Origin of the sequence: Bacteroides sp. AM37-9, assembly GCF_003603455.1 — a bacterium.
GTDB lineage: Bacteria > Bacteroidota > Bacteroidia > Bacteroidales > Bacteroidaceae > Bacteroides > Bacteroides xylanisolvens.
The window spans coordinates 12,745-39,348 of sequence record NZ_QTNF01000021.1 but is presented as its reverse complement, the minus strand read 5'-3'; the positions used below and the strand labels follow the sequence as shown (position 1 = coordinate 39,348).

Sequence of the window (26,604 nt, the reverse complement as noted above, 5' to 3'; positions counted from 1 at the left end):
CTTTTTTATTTCATTGCCAATGTCATTCCCACGGAAGAACATTCCTGACAAATCCCTTTAAGGACATAATTAATGCTATGCAAAGTAAATCCTTCAGGCAAATCAATCACCGGGATATGGGTACCTTCCAGGCAGAATGTACGATGACATTTCTCACAATAAAAATGCGAATGTAAATCCTGTACCACACAATTGCAAGAGTTGTCGCAAACGGCATACTTCAACGAGCCGCTTCCATCGTCTATGCTATGTATGAGGTGATGAGACAAGAAGAGAGCGATGGTACGGGATATGGTCGATTTATCAACTGTGTCGAGCAATGTTTCGAGGTCAAGCAATGACACTGCACGCTCTGCCTGCATCATCTCTTTTATCACCAAGAGCCTTATTGCAGTTGGCTTAATGTCTCTTCTGACCAGCTTATCCAAATAAATATCTTCTTCCATCTTTCTCCTATTTTATCATTTTCTGTATTCTGACGGCGTTCATAATAGCAAGCAACGCAACGCCTACGTCTGCGAAGACAGCTTCCCAAAGAGTAGCGATTCCACCGGCTCCCAAAATCAATACAAGCAATTTCACTCCAAATGCCAGTGATACATTCTGCCAAATGATTCTTCGTGTCAACTTTCCTACTTTGATAGCTTCGGCTACTTTCGACGGCTGATCTGTCTGTATCACGACATCGGCTGTTTCAATGGCTGCATCACTGCCCAATCCTCCCATAGCAATACCGACATGACTCAAAGCAAGCACCGGTGCGTCATTCATTCCATCGCCGACAAATGCAATCCGGTTTGCCTCATCCTGACGCAATTCTTCCACGTGTTTCATTTTCCCTTCCGGAAGCAAGTCGCCATAGGCTTTCGATATGCCGAGCTTCTCCGCAAAGTTAGTAACAATACTCTGTTTATCACCGGATAATATCTGTATGTTTTCAATATTTAAAGCTTTTAAGCGGTCAATAGCTACCTTTGCGTCTTCTTTCAAGGCATCAGCCAACAACAGATAACCGGCATAACGGTTTCCAACAGCACAGGCTACAATGGTATCTGTCATCTTCAACAATTCTTGCGGAAAGGATATATCAAACTTGGACAGTAACCGGCAATTACCAACCAGAACCGGTATTCCGCCTACCGTTGCTTCCAATCCGAAGCCGGCATATTCTTTCGTATCGGTAACGGTTACGCGTTCTATGTTTTGTTCTTTTGCGTAGTTTACAACAGCCTTGGCAATCGGATGTGTGCTATCACTTTCTACCGAAGCAATCAGTTTCACTAATTCTTCTTCCGAAATATCGCCTGCACTTTTACAGGCCTGCACGTCAAAGGTTCCTTTTGTCAGGGTTCCTGTTTTATCGAATACCACCGTATTGATCTTAGTGATAGCGTCCAGATAATTACCGCCCTTGAATAAAATACCCAATCGGGATGCCGCTCCGATACCACCAAAATAGCCTAATGGAATACTAACCACCAATGCGCATGGACATGAAATCACCAAAAAGACCAAAGCTCTGTATAACCAATCATTAAATGTGAATACAAATGTAGGATTGATAAGTGAATAGACAAATGGAGATAATACAATTAATACGGCCAGTATGATAACAATCGGTGTGTAAACACGGGCAAACTTGCGAATAAACAATTCTGCCGGAGCTTTACGTTCGGCGGCATTCTGAACAAGTTCCAATATTCGGGCGAGTGCGCTCTTGTCAAAAGGTCTCGTCACTTCAAGTCGGATTACCTTGTCGGTTACAATCATTCCGGCAAGCACTTCCTCCCCTTTCCGAATATTACGAGGCGCGCTTTCGCCCGTTAATGCAGCTGTATTAAAAGCGGCAACCTCATTCTGCATGGTTCCATCGAGTGGTACTCGCTCACCTGCCTTTATTTCTATGATTTCACCGACTTTTATCTTTTTAGGACTTTCAAGAACAAGATTACCCTCTCTAAGTACCAGTGCTTTCTCGGGTCTTACATCCAATAAGGCTCCGATATTACGTTTGGCCTTATCTACCGCTTTATCCTGAAACAGTTCTCCTACTGTATAAAATAACATCACGGCCACTCCTTCCGGATATTCGCCAATATAGAAAGCCCCCAGAGTAGCAATAACCATTAGAGTAAACTCACTGAAATAGTCTTTTTCCCTGATACTTTCCCAGGCTTCTTTCATCACCGGAATCCCTACCGGAAGATAGGCTACGATATACCATATCAAAGAAACATATCCTTCACGGAAGAATGCTAAATCGAGAGCATTCATTATTATTCCACCTGCCAGCAGCAGGAGAGAGAATATCACTTTCCCATATTCATGGAATACCGAAACCTTTACATCAACCTTTTTTTCTGCTGCGCATGAGTGAGCGCCACAACTACAATGTCCCATAACATTCATCATTTAGTTGATGCAAAGGTAGCAAATGATTTATGCAACAAAGTTGCATAAATCGGTTTTAGCACCTTTCAATGTCAGCAATATCGCAACAGCCATTTCCAAACCGGCACGACTTCTATATCCAACTCATTCCCTGAAATTGTCCTTTCTTCATCCCAAGTAATGATATCGGTCTTTCAACCAGCTGAATCTTACTAATTTCTTGCTGACGCTCGGCTATAATTGCCTTTATTATTCGTTTTTCCATAAAATATGCTCTTTATATTGCACAAATATAGCAAAAACATGCTTAATATATTAAGCAAGACTTCTTTTTCTTTCCAACTGTAGCTACTATTTTCTTTAGTTGTCAACTGCTACTTATCCTTTACAGGACGAACTTTGACAGGACAGAAGAAGATTACATATAAATTTGATGATTCTTATTGTCAACCAAAGTTTTTTCCCGATAGTATAATGATTATCACCGGTTTACATGCTGACAATAAGCCATGACAATAGGCTGACAATAAAAAATCAGAACTTTTATTGTCAGCCTGTTCCATTTTATAAGCACCTGAAGGACATCATCGCCTGCAGTAACCATACCATCCACATAGAAAGCAGCTTTTTAAAATGAATCCCTCTATTAAATGAATGTTATATAGCCGGTATCTTTCACTTAACAAGTAGGTATTGTTCCATTAAAGCATCAGTATTGTTAACTCTCCACGGCTGTGACGAGATCTTTCCACAGCCGTGGTAGGAACTCGTCACGGCTGTGGGAAGAAGTTACCACGGCCGTGACAAAGTAAAGATAGCGGTACTTTAGTAGAACTATACTGGCACTCTAGGGCAACTACATAGGCACGTTAATGGAACTATATAGGTAGATATCACTTTGGGAGGCTGTTACTAAAATGCGACGTTACTTCAGAACATGCTTCTAAAGCTATTATTTATCAAGTCATAAAAGGATCATAAGAGATAAAAATAAGGCTGACAGTAAAAGTAGATATATTTTATTGTCAGCCTATTATCAGCATCTATTGTCAGGTGATATAGTATTGATATTCATATACTTGAATATCACCCTGACAGTTTGACAATAAAATTGGTATAAATCAATAGAAACGATCATAAAATTTTTAATTGGGAAGGGTAAAGAATTTATAAAAAGAAAGAAAAAGTTTGCCGTTCCCCTAAGAATAAATATCTTTGTAACCGTGGTTACAGTAACCACAGTTACTAATATAATTCACTGACTATGAGGTTTTATAATAGAGAAGAAGAACTAAAAGAGCTAAAACGAATTCAGCAATTGGCATTTGAGGAAAGTTCAAGAATGACAGTCGTTACCGGTCGCCGTAGAATTGGGAAGACAAGCCTCATTATGAAAGCCGTTGAACAGACTCCCACTGTCTACTTATTTATAGGGCGCAAAAATGAAGCAACCTTGTGCGAAGAATTCATCCCACTTATCGCACAAGCCCTACAAATCTTTGTTCCGACAGAAATCCGAAGTTTCCGAAACTTATTCCAATACCTAATGCAGCTTTCGACACAACGGACTTTCAACCTAGTTATTGATGAATTTCAGGAATTCTATACTATTAATGAATCCATATTCAGCGATATGCAAAATATTTGGGACCAATATCGGAAGTCCTCACACATGAATTTGATTGTCAGTGGTTCCATCTATTCTCTTATGCAAAAAATTTTCCAAGACAACAAAGAACCACTCTTCGGAAGAGCTGATAACATAATCAAGCTGTCAGCCTTTAGTCTCTCTGTTCTAAAAGAAATCATGCATGAATATGCCCCGACACATTCGAATGATGATCTTTTAGCACTTTATACTTTTACTGGCGGGGTACCTAAATACGTGGAACTTTTTTGCGACAACCATATGCTTCACGTGGAAAGCATGATCCATTTTATGGCTCGCGATAATTCTCCCTTTACCGAAGAAGGAAAAAATTTGTTGATAGAAGAATTTGGAAAAAATTACGGAACCTACTTTTCTATTTTAAGTGCAATTGCCGGAGGCAGAAATACACAAGCAGAAATTGAGGCAGCACTAGGAGAAAAAAGCGCAGGTGGCTACCTGAAACGTCTGATAGACGATTATAATATTATCATACGCCAACGTCCCATTTTAGCTAAAGAGAGCTCAACAACTGTCCGATATGAAATATGTGATAATTTTATTAGGTTTTGGTTCAATTACTTCGATCGTAACCGTTCATTGATAGAAATTAAAAACTTTGTAGGGCTGCGTAATATCATAAAAGCTGATTATCCAACCTACAGCGGAAAGATATTAGAACTTTACTTCAAACAGAAATTCGCAGAAAGTTATCAATTCCGTGCCATCGGGTCATGGTGGGAAAACAAAGGGAACCAAAACGAAATAGATATTGTTGCACTCGGTCTTGAAAAAAACAAAGCAGTAGTTGCTGAAGTAAAACGCCAACGTAAAAACTTTAAGCCAGAGTTGCTGGAACAGAAAGTTGAACATTTGAAGAAAAAGCTATTGCCTCGTTATACTATTGAAACAATGTGTTTGTCATTGGAAGATATGTAGTACATAGTTAGGCACGGATGACAGTTTTTCTATGAGATCAGTCCCCATCACCTGTATTCCGTGCCCAATTATCATTGTTGGTTTTCTTCCCGATCTGTTCGGATAAACTCCAGGAGTCGTTCTACCGCCTCTTCTTCAGGAATATTCTTCTCTACGCACACCTTGCCTTTATAAAGACTGATTTTGTCTCGTCCTGCTCCTACATAACCGTAGTCAGCATCCGCCATCTCGCCGGGACCATTCACGATACAGCCCATAATGCCGATCTTCAAGCCTTTCAAATGTGAAGTGGCTGCCTTGATACGGGCAATTGTCTTCTCCAAGTCGTAAAGCGTACGGCCACAACCGGGACAGGATATATATTCTGTCTTAGAGGTACGGGTACGTCCGGCCTGCAAGATTCCGAAAGCAGTGGCGTCGACAACGGCATGGCTCAAACTGCCCTGATTGAACAGGAAGATACCATCGCAAAGACCGTCAAAGATCAAGGCTCCCATATCGGCTGCGGATTTTATCTGCAAATTCTCCGCATCATCTTCCGCATAATGCTGGAAGAAGACAACCGGATTCTGCAAACCTTCCGTCATTAGCTGATGCACCAATGCACGGTGCTCACCCAAACGGTTCGGATGGTTGCTTTGAGAGATGATTACCACTTCCGGGTGGTACTTCAAACAGGCTATCACTTCATCTGTTTGGGCCATATAGGGTATAAACAGGAATTTAAGCGCTGCATCACATTCACCCATCAATGGTAGTTGCGCATGATTGAAAGCAGGCCAGGTTCCGGCCTCTCCTTGCCATACGTCCGCATCAAGAATATATTCCACGCCTTCTTCCCGTTGTTCGGGCAAGGCTCTTCCGGCATAAATATAGTCCGGAGTGAATTGCGGATTTACTTCTGTCTTTCCGTCCATGCGGTCGGCAATGACTACGGGCACATGTTCGCCTCCGATATTACGGACCGCTTTTGTCTTCCGGCGTTCAGGAGACAGATAGTTAAATTCAGGCGCCTCCAATCCCGGAATATAAGGATGCTCCTGCCTCAATAGAACATAATCCACCAATTTACGGGCCACCGGAATTTCAGCTTCGGGTGCTTCACTCAAAGATACGCGGATGGTATCGCCCAACCCGTCGCTCAACAATGCTCCGATGCCGAGAGCCGACTTGATACGCCCGTCCTCTCCGTCTCCGGCTTCTGTCACTCCGAGGTGTAATGGGAAAGCCATCCCCTCTTTTTCCATGACGTCCACCAACAGACGAACGGTTTTCACCATTACCACGGTATTGGAGGCTTTGATAGAAATCACCACATCTGTGAAGTTCTCCGCTACACAGATACGAAGGAATTCCATACAGGATTCCACCATTCCTTCGGGAGTATCACCATAGCGTGACATGATGCGATCGGACAAAGAGCCATGATTCACACCGATCCGGATCGCAGTGTGATTCTCCTTACAGATATTCAGGAACGGGACAAACCGGTCATGGATTTTCTGTATTTCCTGCGCATACTCCTCGTCTGTATATTCCAGTTTCTTAAAAGTACGCGCAGCATCTACATAGTTTCCCGGATTGATGCGCACCTTTTCCGCATATTGAGCAGCTACATCCGCCACTTTCGGATTGAAATGCACATCGGCAACCAATGGAACCATATATCCCTGACTGCGTAGTCCGATATTGATATTCATCAGATTCTCCGCTTCCTTGATACCCTGCGTTGTGAGGCGGACATACTCGCCACCTGCATCAACAATACGTTTCGCCTGTTCCACACAAGCCTGTGTGTCCTGCGTAGACGTGTTTGTCATCGACTGGACACGAATAGAATTGGGGCCGCCCAACGGCACAGCCCCAATATTTACTTCTGTGGTTTCTCTTCGAAAATAATTGAATAGATCAACCATTTTGATTTATGATTTATGATTTACGATATATGATTTGATGACTGAAAACACTTTCTGCGCAATATGCAAAGACAACGTGCAAAGACAACATACGATTTACGAAGATATTTCAATCGCCAATCGTAAATTGTCAAATCGTAAATCACATTAGTTTGTTTTATATTCAAACTTAACTTCTTTCAGTTCTTCGTTTGCTTTTACGATTTTCTTTTTCAGTCCTTCTTTGTAAGCAGCAAAAGCTTCTGCCAATTTCTCGTCACTCAATGCCAACATCTGAATGGCAAGGATAGCGGCATTCATCGCTCCGTTTATAGCAACCGTTGCCACAGGAATGCCCGGAGGCATCTGGATGATAGAATAAAGCGCGTCTACACCATCGAGCACGGAGCCTTTTACGGGTACCCCGATCACCGGCAGTGTAGTGTTGGCTGCAATTACACCGGGAAGGGCGGCAGCCATTCCGGCAGCGGCGATAATAACTTTAATGCCACGGTTGCGGGCATTCTTTGCAAACTCTTCCACAGCTTCAGGCGTGCGGTGAGCAGAAAGCGCGTTCATTTCGAACGGTACATGCATATCATTCAGCAGTTGCGCAGCCTTCTCCATAACAGGAAGGTCGGACGTGCTACCCATGATAATACTTACAATTGGAGTCATTTTGATTTACTATTTTACGATTTACTATTTACAATTTAAAGTGAGGTAAGAATTATCCGTTTACCACAGCTTTGTATGCTTCGGCATCCAGCAGGTCCTCAACGGCTTTCAGGTCTGTCGGTTTCACTTTAATCAACCAACCTTCGCCATACGGATCTTTATTAACCAGTTCCGGATTTTCTTCCAATGCTTCATTTTGTTCCATCACTTCACCTGCTACAGGCAGGAAAAGATCGGAAATTGTTTTCACTACTTCGATGGTTCCGAATGTCTCACCGGCTTCCAACGTTTCACCAACAGTCGGTATGTCTACGAACACGATATCACCCAATTGTTCTTGAGCATAATCAGTGATACCTACGTATGCAATGTCTCCTTCAACGCGAATCCATTCGTGTTCGTTCGTGTACTTCAAATTCTGTGGAAAGTTCATAATAATTAGTTTTTAGGATTTATACTGTTTTAAAATAAAAATACTCGAAATAAGATGTTGCTCACCGGATGAAGTACCAAAAGGGCACATATCAAACCAACCGCAAAACCGGAAAGCACCTCACCCAACGTGTGATGTCCCAATACAATTCGTGCAGAACCTAATATACCGGCAATCAATATAAACAGGCATAACCATCCGACCGGATTGTAACCGAACAAAGCACTGAAAGAAACCAGTCCGCCGATCACTCCGCCTATTCCTGCCATGTGTTCACTCAATTTCCATTTCAAATTCACTGCAATGCAGATAACAGATACTACCAAAGAAACGAGGATGATACCTGTCATATACCAAGGTATATTCAGCCGGCGCATCATCAACAGGCAGAACACATACGAGATGATAGTCAGCAGAATCGGTACATAACGTTTCTTGCGCTCACTCAACTCCTGACGGGCAAAGCCATTGATTTTACGAAACAGGAAAATGGTAATGGTAGGTGTCAGTATGGTAAAGCAGTAAACAATTCCCAACACGATCAACTTATATTGTATCGGCATGATACGAAGATAAGAAAACAGGAATAACACCAGAAACGATAAAAACGGAATAGAAAATGGAGTAAAGACCATCGAAGTAGCTCTCGCCACCTGCAACATTGTCTTATCCGCTATGATATGTTCTCTCTCTCTGTCCATCAGCACTAATACTTAATACTTTATATTCGTTCTCATTTTCGAAGTCGCGCAACCGGAATATTCAACTGCTGACGGTATTTGGCTACCGTTCTACGAGCAATGGGATAACCTTTCTCTTTCAAGATGTCCGCCAATTCATCATCTGTCAGCGGTTTCTTCTTGTCCTCCCCATCAATACACTCTTTCAGAATCTTGCGTATCTCACGGACAGACATTTCTTCACCGTCCTCCGTGGTATACCCATCACTGAAAAAGAATTTGAGCGGATAGATGCCGTAATTTGTCTGCACATATTTACTGTTGCTCACGCGGGAGATCGTTGAAATGTCCAGTCCGGTACGTTCGGCCACATCTTTTAAAATCATCGGTTTCAACAGAGATTCGTCTCCTTCCAAGAAGAAAGGACGTTGTAAGTCAATGATAGCCTGCATGGTAGTCATCAGGGTATTCTGACGCTGCCGCACAGCATCGATAAATCCTTGTGCCGCATCCATTTTCTGCTTCAGGAACATCATCGCTTCTTTGGATTCTTTTGATTGATTAGCCCTGTTTTTGGTATGCTCTTCCACCATTTCCGTGAAGTCGCGACTCATACGGAGTTCGGGGACATTACGGTTATTGAGGCTTATATTGATGGTTCCGTCATCATACGTTTCCACGATAAAGTCGGGAACTATCTGTTGGAGATTCCTGCCGATCGCTTCTCCCAAAGAAGCACCCGGACGGGGATTCAGCTTGGTTATCTCATTAAGAGCTTCCTGGAAAGTCTCTTCATCAATGTCCAGTTTCTTTATTATCTTCTCCCAGTGTTTACGGGTGAATTCTTCATAACACTCTCTGATGATACGTTCTTCCAGCTCCAGTATCGGGTTGGGCTTCTTCTCTTCATCCTTCTTCCGGCAAATCTGTATCAACAGACATTCCTGAAGGCTACGGGCACCGATACCAGCGGGATCAAAGTCCTGCAAGATACAGAGTGCTTCTTCCAGTTCTTCTTCTGTCGATTCGATGCCGGCATAAATCGCCAGTTCATCACAGATGCTCTCCAATGACTTACGGAGCAGTCCGTCATCGTCCAATGAACCGATCAGATACTCCACCAGGTCACACTGATGTTCAGTCAGGTTGCGTTCACGCAGCTGTTCTTTCAGGATTTCATAAAAAGAGGTGGAATCGGAGAACGGAATATCCTCCGCCTGTTCATCTTTCGAACGGTTGTTTTCTTGTAATTTATAATCGGGAATATCGTCTTCAGTCAGATAATCACTCAAAGAATCATAATCGTTGGCATCACTATCCATGCCATCTTCCGTAGTGTCGGAATCAGCATACTCATCCGCAGTGTTTTCTTCTTTACCTTCTTCAAGTGCCGGATTTTCAAGCAGTTCAGCATGGATACGGTCTTCCAGCTCTACTGCGGGAAGCTCCAACAGTTTCACGACCAGAATCTGCTGGGGCGAGAGCGTTTGTACCTGCTGTTGCGCCTGAGATTGTATTTGACGGGAACCTTGTGCCATATTCGTTTTTGCTTTCTACTATTTCTCGCTACAAAAGTAACTTTTTAACGAGAGATTACACAGATTAGGGAGATAATTTTTAATCCTATAACACAAAATTCGTTATCTTTGTTGCACGAACTTAAAAATTAGGACAATATGTTTGCCAAAGAAACGTATATGCAGCGAAGAGCCCTGCTAAAAAAGAATTTAGGCTCCGGGGTATTGTTATTTCTCGGAAATGACGAGTGCGGACTAAACTACGAGGATAACACCTTCCGTTATCGTCAGGATTCTACTTTCCTTTATTATTTCGGACTTTCATGCGCCGGCCTTTCGGCTATTATTGATATTGATGAAGACAAAGAAATCATTTTCGGAGATGAACTGTCTATCGACGCAATCGTATGGATGGGATCGCAACCTACACTACACGAAAAATGCGAACGTGTGGGCGTAAAAAATCTGATGCCGTCCGCAGAAATTACAAGCTATCTCCACAAGTGCGTCCAGAAAGGGAAAGCGGTTCATTATTTGCCGCCTTACCGTCCCGAGCATAAATTGAAACTGATGGATTGGTTGGGTATTCCCCCTACACGTCAGGAAGGTTCTGTTCCATTCATCCGTGCCGTTATAGCCCAACGTAATTACAAATCTGCCGAAGAAATTGTAGAAATAGAGAAGGCTTGCGATGTAACTGCCGATATGCACATCACCGCCATGAAAGTGCTCCGTCCGGGCATGTATGAATACGAAGTGGTAGCGGAAATGAACCGGGTGGCCGAATCTAACAACTGCCAGCTTTCTTTTGCCACCATTGCCACTATCAACGGACAGACTTTACACAACCACTATCATGGAAATAAAGTAAAACCGGGTGATTTATTCCTAATTGATGCAGGCGCAGAAGTAGAATCAGGCTATGCAGGCGATATGTCGTCTACCATTCCTGCCGACAAAAAGTTTACAGCCCGCCAGCGCGAAGTATACGAGATTCAGAATGCGATGCATCTGGAATCTGTAAAAGCCCTCCGTCCGGGTATTCCTTATATGGAGGTATACGAACTGTCTGCCCGTGTCATGGTAGACGGTATGAAGGCACTCGGATTGATGAAAGGAAATACGGAAGATGCGGTCCGCGAAGGTGCTCATGCGTTATTCTATCCTCACGGATTAGGTCACATGATGGGATTGGATGTACACGATATGGAGAATCTGGGAGAGATATGGGTAGGATATAACGGCCAGCCGAAGAGCACACAGTTCGGTCGCAAATCGCAACGTCTCGCCATTCCGTTGGAACCGGGATTTGTACACACGGTAGAACCGGGTATTTATTTTATTCCGGAACTGATCGACATGTGGAAAGGAGAAAAGAAATTTACCGATTTCATCAATTATGATGTAGTGGAAACTTATAAGGACTTCGGTGGTATCCGCAATGAGGAAGATTATCTGATTACAGAAACCGGCGCCCGCCGATTAGGTAAGAAGATTCCTTTGACACCGGAAGAGGTGGAAGCTTTAAGATAAAACAAAGAATAACACCATGAAGAGACTACTTTTATCTGTATGGCTATTGTCACTTACCTTGCTATCCGCCGTAGCTGAAAACTATCCTTATAAAAGCGATGTGCTTTGGGTCACCGTACCCAATCATGCCGACTGGCTTTATAAAACAGGAGAAAAAGCAACTGTGGAGGTACAATTCTATAAATACGGTATCCCCAGAGATAACGTAACCGTCACTTATGAAATAGGTGGTGATATGATGCCTGTTGCCGATACCAAAGGAAGTGTAACTTTAAAGAATGGCAGGGGAGTGATTCCTGTGGGCACAATGAAAGAGCCGGGATTCCGCGACTGTCGCCTGAAAGCAACCGTAGATGGAAAGACCTATTCACATCATATCAAAGTAGGATTTTCACCGGAAAAACTTCGTCCGTATACCACCATGCCTTCCGATTTCAAGGAATTTTGGGAAAAGGCAAAAGCGGAACAAAAGGAATTTCCCCTAACGTATACCAAAGAACATGTCGAAAAATATTCCACTGATAAAATAGACTGTTATCTCGTAAAATTGCAACTGAACAAACGTGGGCAATGCGTCTACGGATATTTATTCTATCCGAAAAAAGAAGGAAAGTTTCCGGTTGTCTTGTGCCCTCCGGGAGCAGGCATCAAAACCATCAAAGAACCTCTACGCCATAAATATTATGCGGAGCAAGGATGCATCCGTTTTGAATTCGAGATACACGGCCTGAATCCGGAAATGACTGATGAAGAATTTAAAGAAATCAGCAACGCTTTCAATGGCAGAGAAAACGGCTATCTGACCAACGGGCTCGACAGTCGTGATAATTATTATATGAAACGGGTATATCTGGCCTGTGTACGCGGTATCGACTTTCTGACTTCCCTGCCGGAATGGGATGGCAAAAATGTAATCGCACAAGGAGGTAGTCAGGGAGGCGCCCTGGCATTAATCGCTGCCGGACTGGATGAACGGGTGACAGTTTGTGTCGCCAATCATCCTGCATTAAGCGATATGGCAGGCTATAAAGCCGGACGTGCCGGTGGCTATCCTCATTTCTTTAGAAATTCGGTGGATATGGATACCCCCGAAAAAATAAAGACAATGGCCTATTATGATGTAGTGAACTTTGCTAAATTGATAAAAGCAGACACCTATATAACATGGGGATTCAATGACGATGTATGTCCTCCGACTACCAGCTATATAGTATACAATGTACTAAACTGTCCGAAAGAAGCCCTGATTACTCCTATTAATGAGCATTGGACCTCCAACGATACAGAATATGGACATCTGCTTTGGATAAAGAAGCATTTGAAATAAAGAATCAATCATTCCATCTGGATACGGGCAACTCTTTTTTCCCGTAACCTTTCTTCCAGGCATACGCTTTTCTCTTTCGGAGATAAAGCGTATCGCCGCTATGCTTTATCGCCTCCCAATTAAATATTGAATGGTGGTAGATGATCTTTTCAAACCAATAAAGGAGGTCATAAGTTATGAATGGTAGTATCATACACCACCATGAAAACAGTAATGACAAAATCAACGCTGGTATCAGAGTCAGAGAAAAGCATTCCCAATATTGCTTTGCATGTATCCGTAACTCCATATCTTCCCAAACTTCCAGATATTTATACCGGGTAAAGAAAAACCAGCCTAACATAAAATAGTGTTTCTTTCCTTTTCCCAAGAACCACTTTGCTAAAAGACTATTATAAAAAATCATATTCACATTTTTTTTGTTGCATGTAGTCCTTTTATAACAGCAAAAGTAACCAAAGGTTCAATATTATAGTTTAGTATAACAGTCATTATACAGTATTCTCCCCTAAAGAATCCTATTCAAATATTGTTTATTTTGTGTTCTCTTGCCTTACTACAACAAAAGGTAATTCATATTTTCTGCAAAGAAAGTACAAATAACGAATATATCCTAATTTTTCTACTTAATATTTAAAGCTACTACCTCCCAAAAATTCGCGCAGTAAAGACGTAGGCGGAATCTCCTTATCCTGTACAGGAACAAAATATTTGATAAACTTAAGTAACCGGTATGCTTCGCAATATTCAGGACAGTTGCGCGGTACACCCATCAGAATAGGTTCGGCATGCAAACGGAGTACTGCAAACTCAAAAAGCAACGCTGAATTAAACATTACGTCGGCATTCTCCTGATAGGGAAAAATCCATTTATCTTCACCGGCACGTACACTCGGCCAGCGTGATATCGTTTCACGTGCCGAATATCCCCGATAATTGAAGTCACGGATAATACGACGCAACAGACGGTTGTCAGTTGTCGGAATCCAGTTATGGTCATCCAAAGAGATGGTGGTCAATGCCGAAACATAAATCTTGAATTTCCGTTCAGCCGGTATATGCGGCGTCAGTTCCGGGTTCAGGGCATGAATACCTTCCAGAATCAGAATCGTATTATCTTCTATTTTCAGTTTATCACCTTTATACTCCTTCTTGCCAAGGGAGAAATTAAAACGAGGCAGTTCGACCTCTTCACCGCGCAGGAGTGCCTGCAACTGTTGGTTGAACAGTTCCAAATCAAGTGCATACAGTGATTCATAATCATAATTTCCGTTTTCATCCAGAGGAGTCTCTTCACGATCCACAAAGTAATTATCTAAAGAGATCGGGAATGGTTTCAGTCCATTGGTCATTAGCTGTATAGAAAGCCGTTTGCTGAAAGTTGTCTTTCCCGAAGAGGATGGTCCGGCAATCAATACCAGTTTTACCCGGTTACCGTTTTCACCACGATGGAATATGGTATCGGCTATCTGGGCTATTTTCTTCTCCTGCAGTGCTTCTGCAACATTTATCAGATCGGTTGCATGCCCCTCTTCACAGGCCAGGTTAAAATCTCCGGCATTGTTAAGCCCCATGATATAACTCCAGTTCAGATATTCTTTAAAGACATCCAGCATTTTTTCCTGCTTCACCACATCTTCAAGCACATTCGGGTTTTCCCGGCTCGGAATCCGAAGGAGCAATCCATCGTAATATTTCACGATATCGAATAATTTAAGATATCCGGTACTGGGTAGCAGATTCCCATAATAATAATCAATGGTATCACCCAATGTATAATAATAGGTATAGAGCGAACCGGAAGTTTCCAGTAATCTCACTTTATCATTCATTCCCCGTTCGCTGAAAACACGCACAGCTTCAGCCGTATGACATTCGATGCGATGATAGGAAATATTCTCCGCGATAATCTCCTGCATCCGTTGCTTGATGCGTGTCACATCTTCCAGTTCGATGGGACGGCCAATCCGCAAATTGCAGAAATAGCCTTTTGAAACAGGATGTTCTACAAACAATTTTCCGTCGGGAAACAGTTCCGTGACAGCCTTAAACAAGACAAAACAAAGCGAACGGACATACGTACGCATACCGGACTGATCTCTCACATCCAAAAACTCTACATCCTTATTATTATAAACTCTGAAGTTAAGTCCTTCGGAGCGATTATTGACCTTGGCACTTACTACTTGATAAGGAAAATTAAGATTAAAACCGTAATAAATATCCAAAAGTGAGCTTCCGATAGGGAATTCTTTGGAAATATTGTTATTTTTGCAACATATTTGTAACATCTGTTTCATCGAGTTCGTTAAAAGGTGAATAATTTGGGACTAATATACTTATAATCAGATAGAGAACAAATAACCATTAAAAATATTATAGATGGAATATTCTTTTTATGATTTTTTAAAGCTCATAGGCTCATTAGGACTCTTCCTTTACGGAATGAAGATTATGAGCGAGGGCTTACAAAAGGTCGCGGGTGACAGATTGCGAAGTATTCTAACGGCAATGACTACCAATCGGGTAACGGGAGTTTTAACAGGAGTGTTGATAACAGCTCTTATCCAGTCTTCTTCAGCAACGACAGTGATGGTCGTAAGTTTCGTAAACGCCGGATTGCTCACACTTGCCGAATCCATCAGCGTCATTATGGGTGCTAATATCGGTACTACCGTGACTGCCTGGATCATTTCAATTTTCGGATTTAAGGTTGATATGGCAGCCTTCGCTCTCCCGCTCTTAGCCATCGCCCTTCCGCTCATCTTCTCCGGCAAAAGCAACCGCAAGTCCATCGGTGAATTCATTTTCGGTTTTTCTTTCCTTTTCATGGGGCTTTCTTATCTGAAAGCAAACGCGCCCGACCTGAATGCCAACCCGGAAATGCTTGCCTTCGTACAGAACTACACGGACATGGGATTCTTCTCCATCATTCTGTTCTTACTCATCGGTACTATATTGACGATGATTGTACAGGCCTCCGCCGCCACCATGGCAATTACATTGATTATGTGCGCCAACGGATGGATCAGTCTGGAACTGGGAGCAGCACTTGTTTTGGGAGAAAACATCGGAACCACTATCACGGCCAATCTTGCCGCACTTACAGCCAATACACAGGCTAAGCGGGCAGCATTGGCCCATTTTGTTTTTAACGTGTTCGGTGTTATCTGGGTCTTGATTGTCTTCCATCCTTTCATGGAACTGGTAAACTGGGTAGTAGATACCTTTTTCCAAAGTAACAATCCGGAAGTTGCCATCTCCTACAAGTTATCTGCTTTCCACTCAATCTTCAATATCTGTAATGTATGTATTCTGATATGGGCGGTTAAACTGATTGAACGTACCGTATGTGCTCTTATCCACCCCAAAGAAGAAGATGAAGAGCCCCGTTTGCGGTTTATCACCGGTGGTATGCTTTCTACCGCTGAACTTTCTATCCTTCAGGCACGCAAAGAAATCCATCTTTTTGCAGAACGTACACACCGGATGTTCGGCATGGTGCAGGATTTGCTACACACAGAAAAGGATGACGATTTCAACAAGCTGTTCAGCCGGATCGAGAAGTATGAGAATATCAGCGACAACATGGAACTTGAAATAGCCAACTACCTGAATCAAGTATCTGAAGGTCGGTTAAGCTCTGAAAGTAAATTACAGATACGTGCCATGCTGCGTGAAGTGACGGAAATTGAAAGTATCGGCGACAGTTGTTATAACCTGGCACGTACCATCAACCGGAAACGCCAAACCAACCAGGACTTTACCGAGAAACAATATGAGCATATTCATTTCATGATGAAGCTGACTAACGATGCACTTGCTCAAATGATTGTGGTAGTAGAAAAGCCGGAACATCAGAGCATCGATATCAACAAGTCCTTTAACATCGAAAATGAAATTAATAACTACCGTAACCAACTGAAGAATCAGAACATTCTGGACGTAAACAACAAAGAATATGATTATCAGATGGGGGTTTATTACATGGATATTATTGCCGAATGTGAAAAGCTAGGCGACTATATAGTGAATGTAGTGGAAGCCAGCAGCGATGTGAAAGAGAAAAAAGCTTCTTGAGAGCGCTTAATTGAATCATAAAAAAAGGAGAATCAGTCTATCATAGTATAATTGATTCTCCTTTTTAAATTAAATCATCCTCCCAAAAATAAAAAAAGACCGGGCATATATCTATACACCCGGCCATTTTCCTCTTAATAATTCTCTCTCTCTTGGTTTTATCCTTCGTACGGTTCAAAATCTTCTTTGCCGACTCCGCATAATGGACAAGTCCAATCATCTGGAATGTCTTCAAATGCTGTTCCTGGTTCAATTCCGCTTTCCGGATCTCCTTGTTCGGGGTCGTAAATATATTCACAGACCGTGCAAATGTACTTTTTCATAACGTTCGTATTTTTAAATGGTTTTCTGAATAATATAACACAAATAGCTAGATATTTGTTCAACACTATTTTCCAAACTAAAGAAAAAAGCTATCTTTGTAGTCATATTATCAAGCTAAAACAACAATATTAAACTATGCTTATAGCACTATTGTCAACTTTAATAGTTTTATGCGCAGTCCTACTAATCAGTTTTTTATGGGAACGCAGGAAATGCTTGCGGATGCAACAACGATTGTTCCGTGAATCCAGAAAGTTGGAACGTACCAGCCATATCGCCGGTGCCGTTTTAAAGAATGTACATGCCTTTATTCTCCTCATAAACAACGATTTTAAAGTACTGAAGACCAACTATTACCAAAAAACCGGAACCAGAAAAGGAACAGAAGAAAAAAGAGTGGGCGACCTGCTGCAATGCCGTAACGCATTGGCTGCCGAAGGAGGCTGCGGCACACATAGTTTCTGCGGTTCCTGTCCGATACGTACTGCCATACGCCAGGCCTTCGAACAGAGACGGAACTTCACGGATCTCGAAGCAACTTTATCCGTAGTCACATCTGATAATACGACTGTGGAATGTGATGCAGTAATATCCGGTTCCTATTTCCTCCTCAATGAAGAAGAGAATATGGTTATCACCGTACATGACGTCACCCGACGGAAACAGGCCGAAAATGAATTGAGACTAGCCAAAGAAAAAGCTGAAAAAGCCGATATTTCAAAATCTGCCTTTTTAGCCAATATGAGCCATGAGATCCGTACTCCTCTCAACGCTATTACCGGATTTGCAGAGATATTGGGCAGTGCAAATACCGAAGAGGAAAAGGCTCAATACCAGGAAATCATAAAAATGAATGCTGATCTCCTGATGCAGTTGGTCAACGACATTCTGGATATGTCCAAAATCGAAGCCGGAACCTTGGAATTTGTACAGACAACGGTCGACGTCAATCTGTTGCTTTCAGATTTACAACAACTTTTCCAGATGAGAGTCAATGACGCTGGAGAAAAGATACAAATTATAGCAGAACCGTCTCGTTCTTCGTGCATAATTCAAACGGATCGCAACCGGGTGGCACAGGTGCTTTCCAACTTTGCCGGTAATGCCATTAAATTCACCCATGAAGGTAGTATCCGCATCGGATATGAGGCAAGAGATACCGAACTTTACTTTTATGTAAAAGATACCGGAGCCGGAATTCCGGCAGAAAAACTACCGGATGTATTCGAGCGCTTTGTAAAACTGAACAAAGATAAGAAAGGAGCCGGACTGGGACTCTCTATTTCTCAAACCATTGTCACGAAACTAGGCGGTCAGATTGGTGCGGATTCCGTAGAAGGTGAAGGCTCTACATTCTGGTTTACAATTCCTTATCGCACATGTGGTAAACCACGGTAACAAATTCGACTTCATAAAAAGTTTTAATTAAACATTTTATCACAATTTTATGTTGTATTTTTGCGGTTCAAACTAAACGCATGTATCTGCATGAGTACAAATAAAAATGACTATTATCATTTAGGACTTACGGATGACGAAGTCCTACAAAGCAGGGAGAAAAATGGTATTAACCTGTTAACACCTCCCAAGCGTCCTTCCCTCTGGAAACTTTATCTGGAAAAATTTGAAGACCCGGTTGTACGCGTACTGTTAGTAGCAGCCGTATTCTCGCTAATCATTTCCATCATCGAGAACGAATACGCTGAAACAATCGGAATTATAGCAGCTATCTTACTGGCCACCGGAATCGGTTTCTTTTTCGAGTATGATGCCAGCAAAAAGTTTGATCTGCTGAATGCAGTCAATGAAGAAACATTGGTAAAAGTGATCCGAAACGGACGTGTACAGGAAATTCCCCGCAAAGACATAGTGGTAGGTGATATTGTAATTCTGGAAACCGGTGAAGAAATTCCTGCCGATGGAGAATTACTGGAAGCTATCTCTTTGCAAGTAAACGAATCTAATCTGACAGGCGAACCCGTTATTAATAAAACAACTGTAGAAGCTGACTTTGATGAAGAGGCAACTTATGCTTCCAATCTGGTGATGCGTGGAACGACAGTGGTGGACGGTCATGGCACCATGCGCGTGCTGCACGTGGGAGATGCTACTGAAATCGGGAAAGTAGCCCGACAGAGCACGGAAGACAATCTCGAACCTACTCCGCTGAACATACAGTTGACCAAACTCGCAAACCTCATCGGAAAGATTGGTTTTACCGTTGCCGGTCTCGCTTTCCTTATTTTCTTTGTCAAAGACGTATTGTTATTCTTTGATTTCGGTTCACTGAACGGATGGCATGAGTGGCTTCCTGTTTTCGAACGGACACTGAAATATTTTATGATGGCAGTTACGCTGATTGTGGTAGCTGTGCCCGAAGGATTGCCAATGAGCGTCACTCTTAGTCTGGCATTGAATATGCGCCGCATGCTTTCTACCAACAACCTGGTGCGGAAAATGCACGCCTGCGAAACAATGGGAGCCATCACTGTGATTTGTACGGATAAAACCGGTACACTGACTCAAAACCTGATGCAAGTGCACGAACCCAATTTTTACGGCATCAAAAATGGCAGTGCGTTGTCCGATGATGATATCAGCACACTCATTGCAGAAGGAATAAGCGCTAACTCAACTGCTTTCCTCGAAGAGTCAACGACCGATGAGAAACCGAAAGGAGTAGGAAATCCCACCGAAGTAGCTTTATTGCTCTGGCTGAACAAGCAGGGAAGAAATTATCTGGAACTTCGCGAGAAAGCACATATCCTCGACCAACTCACCTTCTCTACCGAACGGAAATTCATGGCAACTCTTGTTGAATCTCCATTAATCGGAAAAAAAATACTTTATATAAAAGGAGCCCCGGAAATTGTTTTGGGCAAGTGTAAAGAAGTAGTCTTGGACGGACGACGAGTGGACGCCGTAGAATATCGCTCCACAGTAGAAGCACAACTTTTGAGCTATCAGAATATGGCTATGCGTACACTTGGATTTGCATTCAAGATTGTCGGAGAAAATGAGCCAAACGATTGTACGGAGCTGGTTTCAGCCAACGACCTGAATTTCTTGGGAGTAGTTGCCATCTCCGACCCGATTCGTCCGGACGTACCTGCTGCGGTTGCTAAATGCCAGTCCGCAGGTATCGGCATCAAGATCGTAACCGGTGATACTCCGGGAACGGCAACGGAAATCGCACGCCAGATAGGTCTTTGGAACCCCGAAACAGATACCGAACGAAATCGAATCACCGGTGTTGCATTTGCTGAATTGAGCGATGAAGAAGCATTGGATAGAGTGATGGACTTAAAAATCATGTCCCGCGCCCGCCCGACTGACAAGCAACGCCTGGTGCAGCTGCTTCAACAAAAAGGAGCAGTCGTAGCCGTAACCGGAGACGGGACCAACGATGCCCCGGCTTTGAATCATGCCCAAGTAGGTTTGTCAATGGGTACAGGTACTTCTGTAGCCAAAGAGGCCAGCGATATTACCCTGCTCGACGACTCCTTCAACAGTATCGGAACTGCCGTTATGTGGGGACGCTCCCTGTATAAGAATATCCAGCGTTTCATTGTTTTCCAGCTGACGATCAACTTCGTAGCACTGCTCATTGTCTTGTTAGGTTCTGTGATCGGTACGGAACTTCCGCTAACTGTCACACAAATGTTATGGGTGAACCTGATTATGGACACTTTTGCCGCTTTGGCACTTGCTTCCATTCCGCCCAGCGAAACCGTGATGCTTGAGAAACCCCGTCGAAGCACTGATTTTATTATCAGTAAGGCAATGCGGTCTAATATATTAGGTGTAGGCTCCATCTTCCTCATCGTACTGCTCGGAATGATTTATTATTTCGACCACAGCACGGAAGGTATGGATATACACAACCTGACCATTTTCTTCACCTTCTTTGTCATGCTGCAATTCTGGAATCTGTTCAATGCCCGTGTATTCGGCACTACCGATTCGGCATTCAAGGGACTTTCCAAATCGTATGGTATGGAACTTATTGTATTGGCTATTCTTGCCGGACAATTCCTGATCGTACAGTTCGGTGGAGCTGTATTCCGTACGGAGCCGCTCAACTGGCAAACCTGGCTTCTTATTATAGGCGTTTCGTCCACGGTGTTATGGGTTGGAGAACTTATTCGCCTTGTTCAACGTATTATTCACAAAAAAAACAGAAATGAAAAGTAAAGGAATAAAAAACCTTCTTATTGATTTGGGTGGTGTACTTATCAATCTCGACCGCCAACGTTGCATTGAGAACTTTCAGAAATTAGGGCTCCGGAACGTGGAGGACCTACTGGATATCCATAATCCGAACGGACTCCTGATGCAACAGGAAAAAGGATTGATTACCCCCGCCGAATTCCGTGACGGAGTTCGTAAAATGATAGGCAAAGCAGTGAGCGACACACAAATAGATGCAGCCTGGAATAGTTTTTTAGTAGACATACCGACACACAAACTCGATTTATTATTAAAATTACGTGAGAAATATGTCGTTTATTTATTGAGCAATACTAACCAAATCCACTGGGACTGGACATGTATTCATCTGTTTCCCTACCGCACATTTAAGGTGGAAGACTATTTTGAGAAAACATATCTCTCTTTTGAAATGAAAATGGCCAAGCCCGAACCGGAAATCTTCAAGGCAATCATAGAGGATGCCGGTATCGAGCCGCAAGAAACACTCTTCATCGATGATTCCGAGATGAACTGTAAGGCAGCCCAGAATTTAGGAATTTCCACTTACACAGCAAAAGAAGGCGAAGACTGGAGCCATCTTTTCAACAGCAAATAATTTTAGAGATATGCAGATTATACGTGACACATCGGCTATTAACCCGGAACCCAGTGTAGCTACCATCGGTTTTTTTGATGGAGTACATGCAGGACATCGCTATCTGATTCAGCAAGTGAAAGAGATAGCCGCCGCCAAAGGTCTACGCTCTGCATTGGTTACTTTCCCCGTTCATCCCCGCAAAGTGATGAACACGAATTATCGTCCGGAACTTCTGACTACCCCGGAAGAAAAAATAAGGCTGCTGGCAAACATCGGGGTAGATTACTGTCTGATGCTTGATTTCACTCCAGAAATTTCCCGGCTTACTGCCCGAGAGTTCATGACGCAGCTGTTAAAAGAACGTTACCAGGTAAAATACCTGGTTATCGGCTATGACCATCGTTTTGGGCACAACCGCAGCGAAGGTTTCGAGGATTATGTACGCTATGGGAAAGAAATTGGCATAGAAGTGATCCGCGCCAAAGCATATACCAGCAATATAGAAATAGAGAACGTACCCAATGTTCCGGTAAGTTCTTCCCTGATCCGCAAACTTCTTCATCAAGGAGAAGTAGACTTGGCTGCCGATTGCCTGAAATATGAATATTTCCTGGATGGAATAGTAGTAGGCGGCTATCAGGTAGGCCGCAAAATAGGTTTTCCAACGGCCAATTTAAGCGTGGATGATCCTGATAAACTGATCCCCGCGGACGGTGTATATGCCGTATGGGTGACATTCGATAAAAAGACATATATGGGGATGCTGAACATAGGTGTCCGCCCGACGATTGATAATGGGCCCAACCGGACCATTGAGGTGAATATCCTTCACTTCCATTCGGACATATACGATAAATTCATCCGGCTTACTTTTGTAAAACGGACGCGTCCCGAACTGAAATTCTCCAGTATCGACGAGTTAATAGTGCAACTCCATAAAGATGCAGAAGAGACGGAAGCTATTCTTCTTGCCAGCAAGGCAAACAGTAACAGCAGAGAAACAAAATAAATAATACAATAACCGAACAATAATAATTTAAAAATAGATTCTTATGCAAAAGTCATTTATGAGCATCTCTTTGGTGGTAATAGCTATTTCGATGTTAGCTATGTTTATCTATAGTTTCTTTACAACTAACTAAAGACCAATGAAAACGGCTATCAAACTGATATTAATAGACCTTCTCATTGCGCAGATTGTCGCCCCTATCCTGATTATGATTCCCTGTACGATCTATTTGTTAGTCACCACAGGAGATTTGGATAAGGTTGCCCTGACGCAAATGATTATGATTCCGGCCCAGTTAGCCGGTCAGATTATGATGGGTATTTATCTATGGAAAGCCGGCTATATCAATAAAAAGAAAGCGACATGGTCGCCTGTATCAGTGCCATTCCTAATTTGTAGCGGGCTGGCTATTCTCACCGCTGGCTTTCTGGTATCTGCACTTATAGGACTGCTAGACTGGATACCCAACATCATGGAGCAATCTTTCGACATTCTTCAATCCGGTTGGGGCGGTATTCTTGCAATAGCTATCATCGGTCCTGTGCTTGAAGAAATCTTGTTTCGCGGAGCAATCACCCGCGCTTTACTTCAACAATACAATCCGACTAAAGCCATTCTGATTTCCGCGCTTCTGTTCGGCGTCTTTCATATAAATCCGGCCCAGATCCTTCCGGCATTTCTAATCGGTATCCTGCTGGCATGGACTTATTACAAAACAGGTAGCCTGATACCGTGTATACTCATGCACGTGCTCAATAACTCGCTATCCGTATATCTTAGTATTAAATATCCCGAAGCCGAAAATATGGATGACCTGATTAACGGCACCCCGTATCTCGTCGCTCTGTTCGGTTCAGTCCTGCTACTTATCTGCACCATACTGACCATGAACAATCTGACTTCCAGAAAGCAACCATAAAAAAAGGGAAGTTTTTCACTTCCCCTCTTTTGCTTTGAATGCCAATGCATACATTCGTATTTGTTTCACCATCGACAGCAAACCATTGCTACGCGTTGGCGACAGATGCTCTTTCAGCCCAATCTTGTCTATAAAATAAAGATCTGTATTCAAGATTTCATCAGGAGTATGTCCTGAAAGGACTTTAATCAATAAGGCAATAATTCCTTTGACTATCAAAGCATCACTTTCCGCTTTAAAAACGATTTTACCATCTACATCATCCGCTTGAAGCCACACCCTACTTTGGCATCCCTCAATCAGATTTTGTTCCGTCTTATATTTTTCTTCAAGTGGTTCCTGCTCATTTCCCAAGTCAATAAGTAGTTGATAACGGTCCATCCAATCGTCGAAGTCACTGAATTCTGCAATCACTTCGTCCTGTAATTCATTAATTGACATTATAAATAATTATTTAATCCTGTTATTTCTCATTATAGATCACTTCCAATACCGTCTGGCCTACTGCTTTCAACGTATTCTTATCTATATGCTCCATATTGTCATTGACGGTATGCCATGTTGGAGTAAAGTCACCCTCCTGATTATATGGAATAATATCGATTGTTTTAATACGTGCCAAGCGATTAATAAACAGATGGTCGTCGGTAACAAATCCTCCGTTACCATCCATGAACGTCTTCCCGTTGCCAATCTTCTTCGCCGCTTTCCAGACTTTCTTATTTATATCGGGAGCAAATTCTTCAGAATATCCCTCTTTCATAAACACGCTACCTTCACCGCCCACCATATCGAGCAGGATGCCAAAACGTGCATTATATCCCTGTACATGAGGATTGCGTGCCCAATACTGTGATCCGAGACACCAGAATTCCTCTTTATGCTGCCCCGTATAGAACTGCGGCGCACCATAATCCTCTGCATCCAGCAAAATAACATCGATACCTAACTCCGGTTGTTGCTGATTGACCAGGCGAGCTATTTCCAATAAGGCACCTACACCACTGGCACCATCATTGGCACCCAAAATCGGAGTATTATGATTCTTCTCGTCAGGATCGTTATCAGCCCATGGACGTGTATCCCAGTGCGCAAACAGAGCGATTCGTTTTTTGCTTTCCGGCTTATAAGAACCGATAATGTTTCTCGCTTTCAGCAACGTTCCGTCATAAGCAATCAAATCTGCATATTGATTAGTCACTTGAGCACCGAAAGCCTCCAACTGACCGGCAAGGTAATTGCCACAGGCAACATGTTCTTTTGTATTAGGAACACGAGGCCCGAAATCTACCTGATTCTTTACATACAAATAAGCACTATCCGCATCAAATTGAGGTACATTCACTGCTGTCTCTTCGCTTTGTTCACTCGTACTATTTGCCTTATTACCTCCTCCGCAAGAGAATGCTGATAATAACAAAAAGGCACTCATTAATACTATCATAGTTTTCTTTTTCATCGTCCTTTTATCTATTAGGGCTTCAAAATTAGTTATTTTCCTCACAGCATCGTTCAGATGGAATGGTTTATTAACATATAAACTTCAGTTCCACATTTTTCTTTCCGACCACAAGTTCTACTTTTGCGCCGTTTATAAGCGGAAGATTATAAGTCACGTGTCCTACCGGAAAATTAAAGCAGACCGGATAATCATACTCTTTTACTAAATCCGCCAAAGCTGCATACAATTCCTTACCCAACGAACAGTCTTCTTCATATTCCGTAAATTGGCCGATAATCAGTCCGGACAGTTTTTCAAGTACGCCTCCCAATTTCAAATTATACATCATACGCTCGATGGCATGCGGACGTTCGCTGACATCTTCAATAAACAGTATCGTCCCTTCTGCCGGAATATCGTATGGAGTTCCCCGCAAACCGTATGCTACCGCCATATTGCCACCATGCAAAACGCCTTGCGCAGTCCCCTGCTTATTTAGTTTGTGCTTCTCGCACGTATAAGAAGGGATATTTCCAAATAAGATATCCTTCAGATAGTTCGTACAAAGATCATCTTCCGGTTCTACCGTAAGATGACGGGCCATCAATGAATGTAGGGAAACATATCCATTCTTCTGAAACAGATTGTGCAACGCCGTTATATCGCTAAAACCCAGTAACCATTTCGGATGTTCATGAAAAGCCGTAAAATCAATTTTATCAATCAAATGTACCGCCCCGTACCCTCCGCGACTACACAGAATAGCTTTCACCTTAGGGTCGTCCATCGCGTCCTGCAAATCTTTCAGCCGTTGCCTGATTGTTCCGGCATATCTTCCGGATGAACTTCCGGCATATTTTCCCATAGCCACTTTCAAGCCCCATGATTCAATCCGTTTCTTGGCTCCTTTCAGGAATTGTTGGTCTATCTTACTCGAAGGTGATACAATAACCACTTTATCACCTTTCTGCAAAAAGGGAGGAAATTGAATATCCATATAT

Annotated in this window: 23 protein-coding genes; 9 read left to right on the top strand and 14 right to left on the bottom strand. The window is 42.7% G+C overall.

Features of this window, described 5'->3' with window-relative positions:
• Positions 1 to 5 precede the first annotated feature (5 nt).
• From DW862_RS15240 to DW862_RS26635, 3 genes are all read right to left on the bottom strand, one after another.
• Positions 6 to 446 carry a Fur family transcriptional regulator gene (locus tag DW862_RS15240; protein WP_004314986.1) on the bottom strand — a complete coding sequence of 147 codons (441 nt, stop codon included), beginning with the start codon at positions 444 to 446 and terminating at the stop codon, positions 6 to 8.
• 7 nt (positions 447 to 453) lie between these two features.
• Positions 454 to 2,400: a heavy metal translocating P-type ATPase gene (locus DW862_RS15235; protein WP_165861931.1), complete on the bottom strand. Its 1,947-nt coding sequence runs from the start codon at positions 2,398 to 2,400 to the stop codon at positions 454 to 456.
• A gap of 124 nt (positions 2,401 to 2,524) precedes the next feature.
• Positions 2,525 to 2,656, bottom strand: a complete 132-nt coding sequence (locus DW862_RS26635; protein WP_008026195.1) for a hypothetical protein — start codon at positions 2,654 to 2,656, stop codon at positions 2,525 to 2,527.
• A gap of 999 nt (positions 2,657 to 3,655) precedes the next feature.
• Between DW862_RS26635 and DW862_RS15225 the strand changes: the two genes are divergently transcribed.
• Complete coding sequence (locus tag DW862_RS15225; RefSeq protein WP_049701189.1) at positions 3,656 to 4,978, top strand: ATP-binding protein; 1,323 nt, start codon at positions 3,656 to 3,658, stop codon at positions 4,976 to 4,978.
• A 71-nt stretch (positions 4,979 to 5,049) separates the two neighbouring features.
• Here DW862_RS15225 and DW862_RS15220 read toward each other — a convergent pair whose 3' ends face one another.
• The 5 genes from DW862_RS15220 to rpoN all read right to left on the bottom strand — a co-directional run bounded on the left by DW862_RS15220 (position 5,050) and on the right by rpoN (position 10,202).
• The gene (locus DW862_RS15220; RefSeq protein ID WP_087323310.1) at positions 5,050 to 6,894 is read right to left on the bottom strand and encodes a 4-hydroxy-3-methylbut-2-en-1-yl diphosphate synthase; all 1,845 of its coding nucleotides are present in this window, start codon (positions 6,892 to 6,894) and stop codon (positions 5,050 to 5,052) included.
• A 147-nt stretch (positions 6,895 to 7,041) separates the two neighbouring features.
• The gene (gene purE, locus DW862_RS15215; RefSeq protein WP_004296231.1) at positions 7,042 to 7,551 is read right to left on the bottom strand and encodes a 5-(carboxyamino)imidazole ribonucleotide mutase; all 510 of its coding nucleotides are present in this window, start codon (positions 7,549 to 7,551) and stop codon (positions 7,042 to 7,044) included.
• A gap of 52 nt (positions 7,552 to 7,603) precedes the next feature.
• Positions 7,604 to 7,984: a glycine cleavage system protein GcvH gene (gene gcvH / locus DW862_RS15210; RefSeq protein WP_008026188.1), complete on the bottom strand. Its 381-nt coding sequence runs from the start codon at positions 7,982 to 7,984 to the stop codon at positions 7,604 to 7,606.
• A gap of 29 nt (positions 7,985 to 8,013) precedes the next feature.
• The gene (locus DW862_RS15205) at positions 8,014 to 8,685 is read right to left on the bottom strand and encodes a hypothetical protein (protein ID WP_120069113.1); all 672 of its coding nucleotides are present in this window, start codon (positions 8,683 to 8,685) and stop codon (positions 8,014 to 8,016) included.
• Positions 8,686 to 8,717: 32 nt separating this feature from the next.
• Entirely contained in the window at positions 8,718 to 10,202 is a 1,485-nt protein-coding gene (gene rpoN, locus DW862_RS15200; protein WP_049701192.1) for an RNA polymerase factor sigma-54, read from the bottom strand.
• Positions 10,203 to 10,340: 138 nt separating this feature from the next.
• Here rpoN and DW862_RS15195 point away from each other — a divergent pair, with 138 nt between their 5' ends.
• Positions 10,341 to 11,714: an aminopeptidase P family protein gene (locus tag DW862_RS15195; protein ID WP_015531661.1), complete on the top strand. Its 1,374-nt coding sequence runs from the start codon at positions 10,341 to 10,343 to the stop codon at positions 11,712 to 11,714.
• 16 nt (positions 11,715 to 11,730) lie between these two features.
• Entirely contained in the window at positions 11,731 to 13,041 is a 1,311-nt protein-coding gene (locus tag DW862_RS15190; RefSeq protein WP_008026183.1) for an acetylxylan esterase, read from the top strand.
• Between the two features lie 4 nt (positions 13,042 to 13,045).
• Here DW862_RS15190 and DW862_RS15185 read toward each other — a convergent pair whose 3' ends face one another.
• Entirely contained in the window at positions 13,046 to 13,447 is a 402-nt protein-coding gene (locus tag DW862_RS15185; RefSeq protein WP_008026182.1) for a hypothetical protein, read from the bottom strand.
• Positions 13,448 to 13,667: 220 nt separating this feature from the next.
• Positions 13,668 to 15,341, bottom strand: a complete 1,674-nt coding sequence (locus tag DW862_RS15180) for a nucleoside kinase (protein ID WP_008016291.1) — start codon at positions 15,339 to 15,341, stop codon at positions 13,668 to 13,670.
• 82 nt (positions 15,342 to 15,423) lie between these two features.
• Here DW862_RS15180 and DW862_RS15175 point away from each other — a divergent pair, with 82 nt between their 5' ends.
• A complete protein-coding gene (locus DW862_RS15175; RefSeq protein ID WP_008026180.1) occupies positions 15,424 to 17,121 on the top strand; it encodes a Na/Pi cotransporter family protein in 1,698 nt (565 codons plus the stop codon).
• Positions 17,122 to 17,279: 158 nt separating this feature from the next.
• Here DW862_RS15175 and rd read toward each other — a convergent pair whose 3' ends face one another.
• Positions 17,280 to 17,444: a rubredoxin gene (gene rd, locus DW862_RS15170; RefSeq protein WP_004306971.1), complete on the bottom strand. Its 165-nt coding sequence runs from the start codon at positions 17,442 to 17,444 to the stop codon at positions 17,280 to 17,282.
• 223 nt (positions 17,445 to 17,667) lie between these two features.
• Between rd and DW862_RS15165 the strand changes: the two genes are divergently transcribed.
• The 5 genes from DW862_RS15165 to DW862_RS15145 all read left to right on the top strand — a co-directional run bounded on the left by DW862_RS15165 (position 17,668) and on the right by DW862_RS15145 (position 24,162).
• Complete coding sequence (locus DW862_RS15165) at positions 17,668 to 18,843, top strand: HAMP domain-containing sensor histidine kinase (RefSeq protein WP_074560103.1); 1,176 nt, start codon at positions 17,668 to 17,670, stop codon at positions 18,841 to 18,843.
• 90 nt (positions 18,844 to 18,933) lie between these two features.
• On the top strand, positions 18,934 to 21,639 hold the full coding sequence (locus DW862_RS15160) for a calcium-translocating P-type ATPase, PMCA-type (protein ID WP_087317832.1): 2,706 nt from the start codon (positions 18,934 to 18,936) through the stop codon (positions 21,637 to 21,639).
• Entirely contained in the window at positions 21,629 to 22,252 is a 624-nt protein-coding gene (locus DW862_RS15155) for an HAD family phosphatase (RefSeq protein ID WP_074560097.1), read from the top strand. Before DW862_RS15160 ends, DW862_RS15155 begins: the two co-directional genes overlap by 11 nt.
• 10 nt (positions 22,253 to 22,262) lie before the next feature.
• Positions 22,263 to 23,243 carry a bifunctional riboflavin kinase/FAD synthetase gene (locus DW862_RS15150; RefSeq protein ID WP_087317831.1) on the top strand — a complete coding sequence of 327 codons (981 nt, stop codon included), beginning with the start codon at positions 22,263 to 22,265 and terminating at the stop codon, positions 23,241 to 23,243.
• Positions 23,244 to 23,382: 139 nt separating this feature from the next.
• On the top strand, positions 23,383 to 24,162 hold the full coding sequence (locus DW862_RS15145; protein WP_087317830.1) for a CPBP family intramembrane glutamic endopeptidase: 780 nt from the start codon (positions 23,383 to 23,385) through the stop codon (positions 24,160 to 24,162).
• A 15-nt stretch (positions 24,163 to 24,177) separates the two neighbouring features.
• Here DW862_RS15145 and DW862_RS15140 read toward each other — a convergent pair whose 3' ends face one another.
• The 3 genes from DW862_RS15140 to DW862_RS15130 form a co-directional block, all read right to left on the bottom strand.
• Positions 24,178 to 24,603 carry a SufE family protein gene (locus DW862_RS15140; protein ID WP_004316653.1) on the bottom strand — a complete coding sequence of 142 codons (426 nt, stop codon included), beginning with the start codon at positions 24,601 to 24,603 and terminating at the stop codon, positions 24,178 to 24,180.
• A 22-nt stretch (positions 24,604 to 24,625) separates the two neighbouring features.
• Positions 24,626 to 25,621, bottom strand: a complete 996-nt coding sequence (locus DW862_RS15135) for a M28 family peptidase (protein ID WP_120069110.1) — start codon at positions 25,619 to 25,621, stop codon at positions 24,626 to 24,628.
• Between the two features lie 70 nt (positions 25,622 to 25,691).
• Positions 25,692 to 26,600 (bottom strand): LD-carboxypeptidase, encoded by a 909-nt coding sequence (locus DW862_RS15130; RefSeq protein WP_120069107.1) that lies wholly within the window; start codon positions 26,598 to 26,600, stop codon positions 25,692 to 25,694.
• Positions 26,601 to 26,604: the final 4 nt, after the last annotated feature.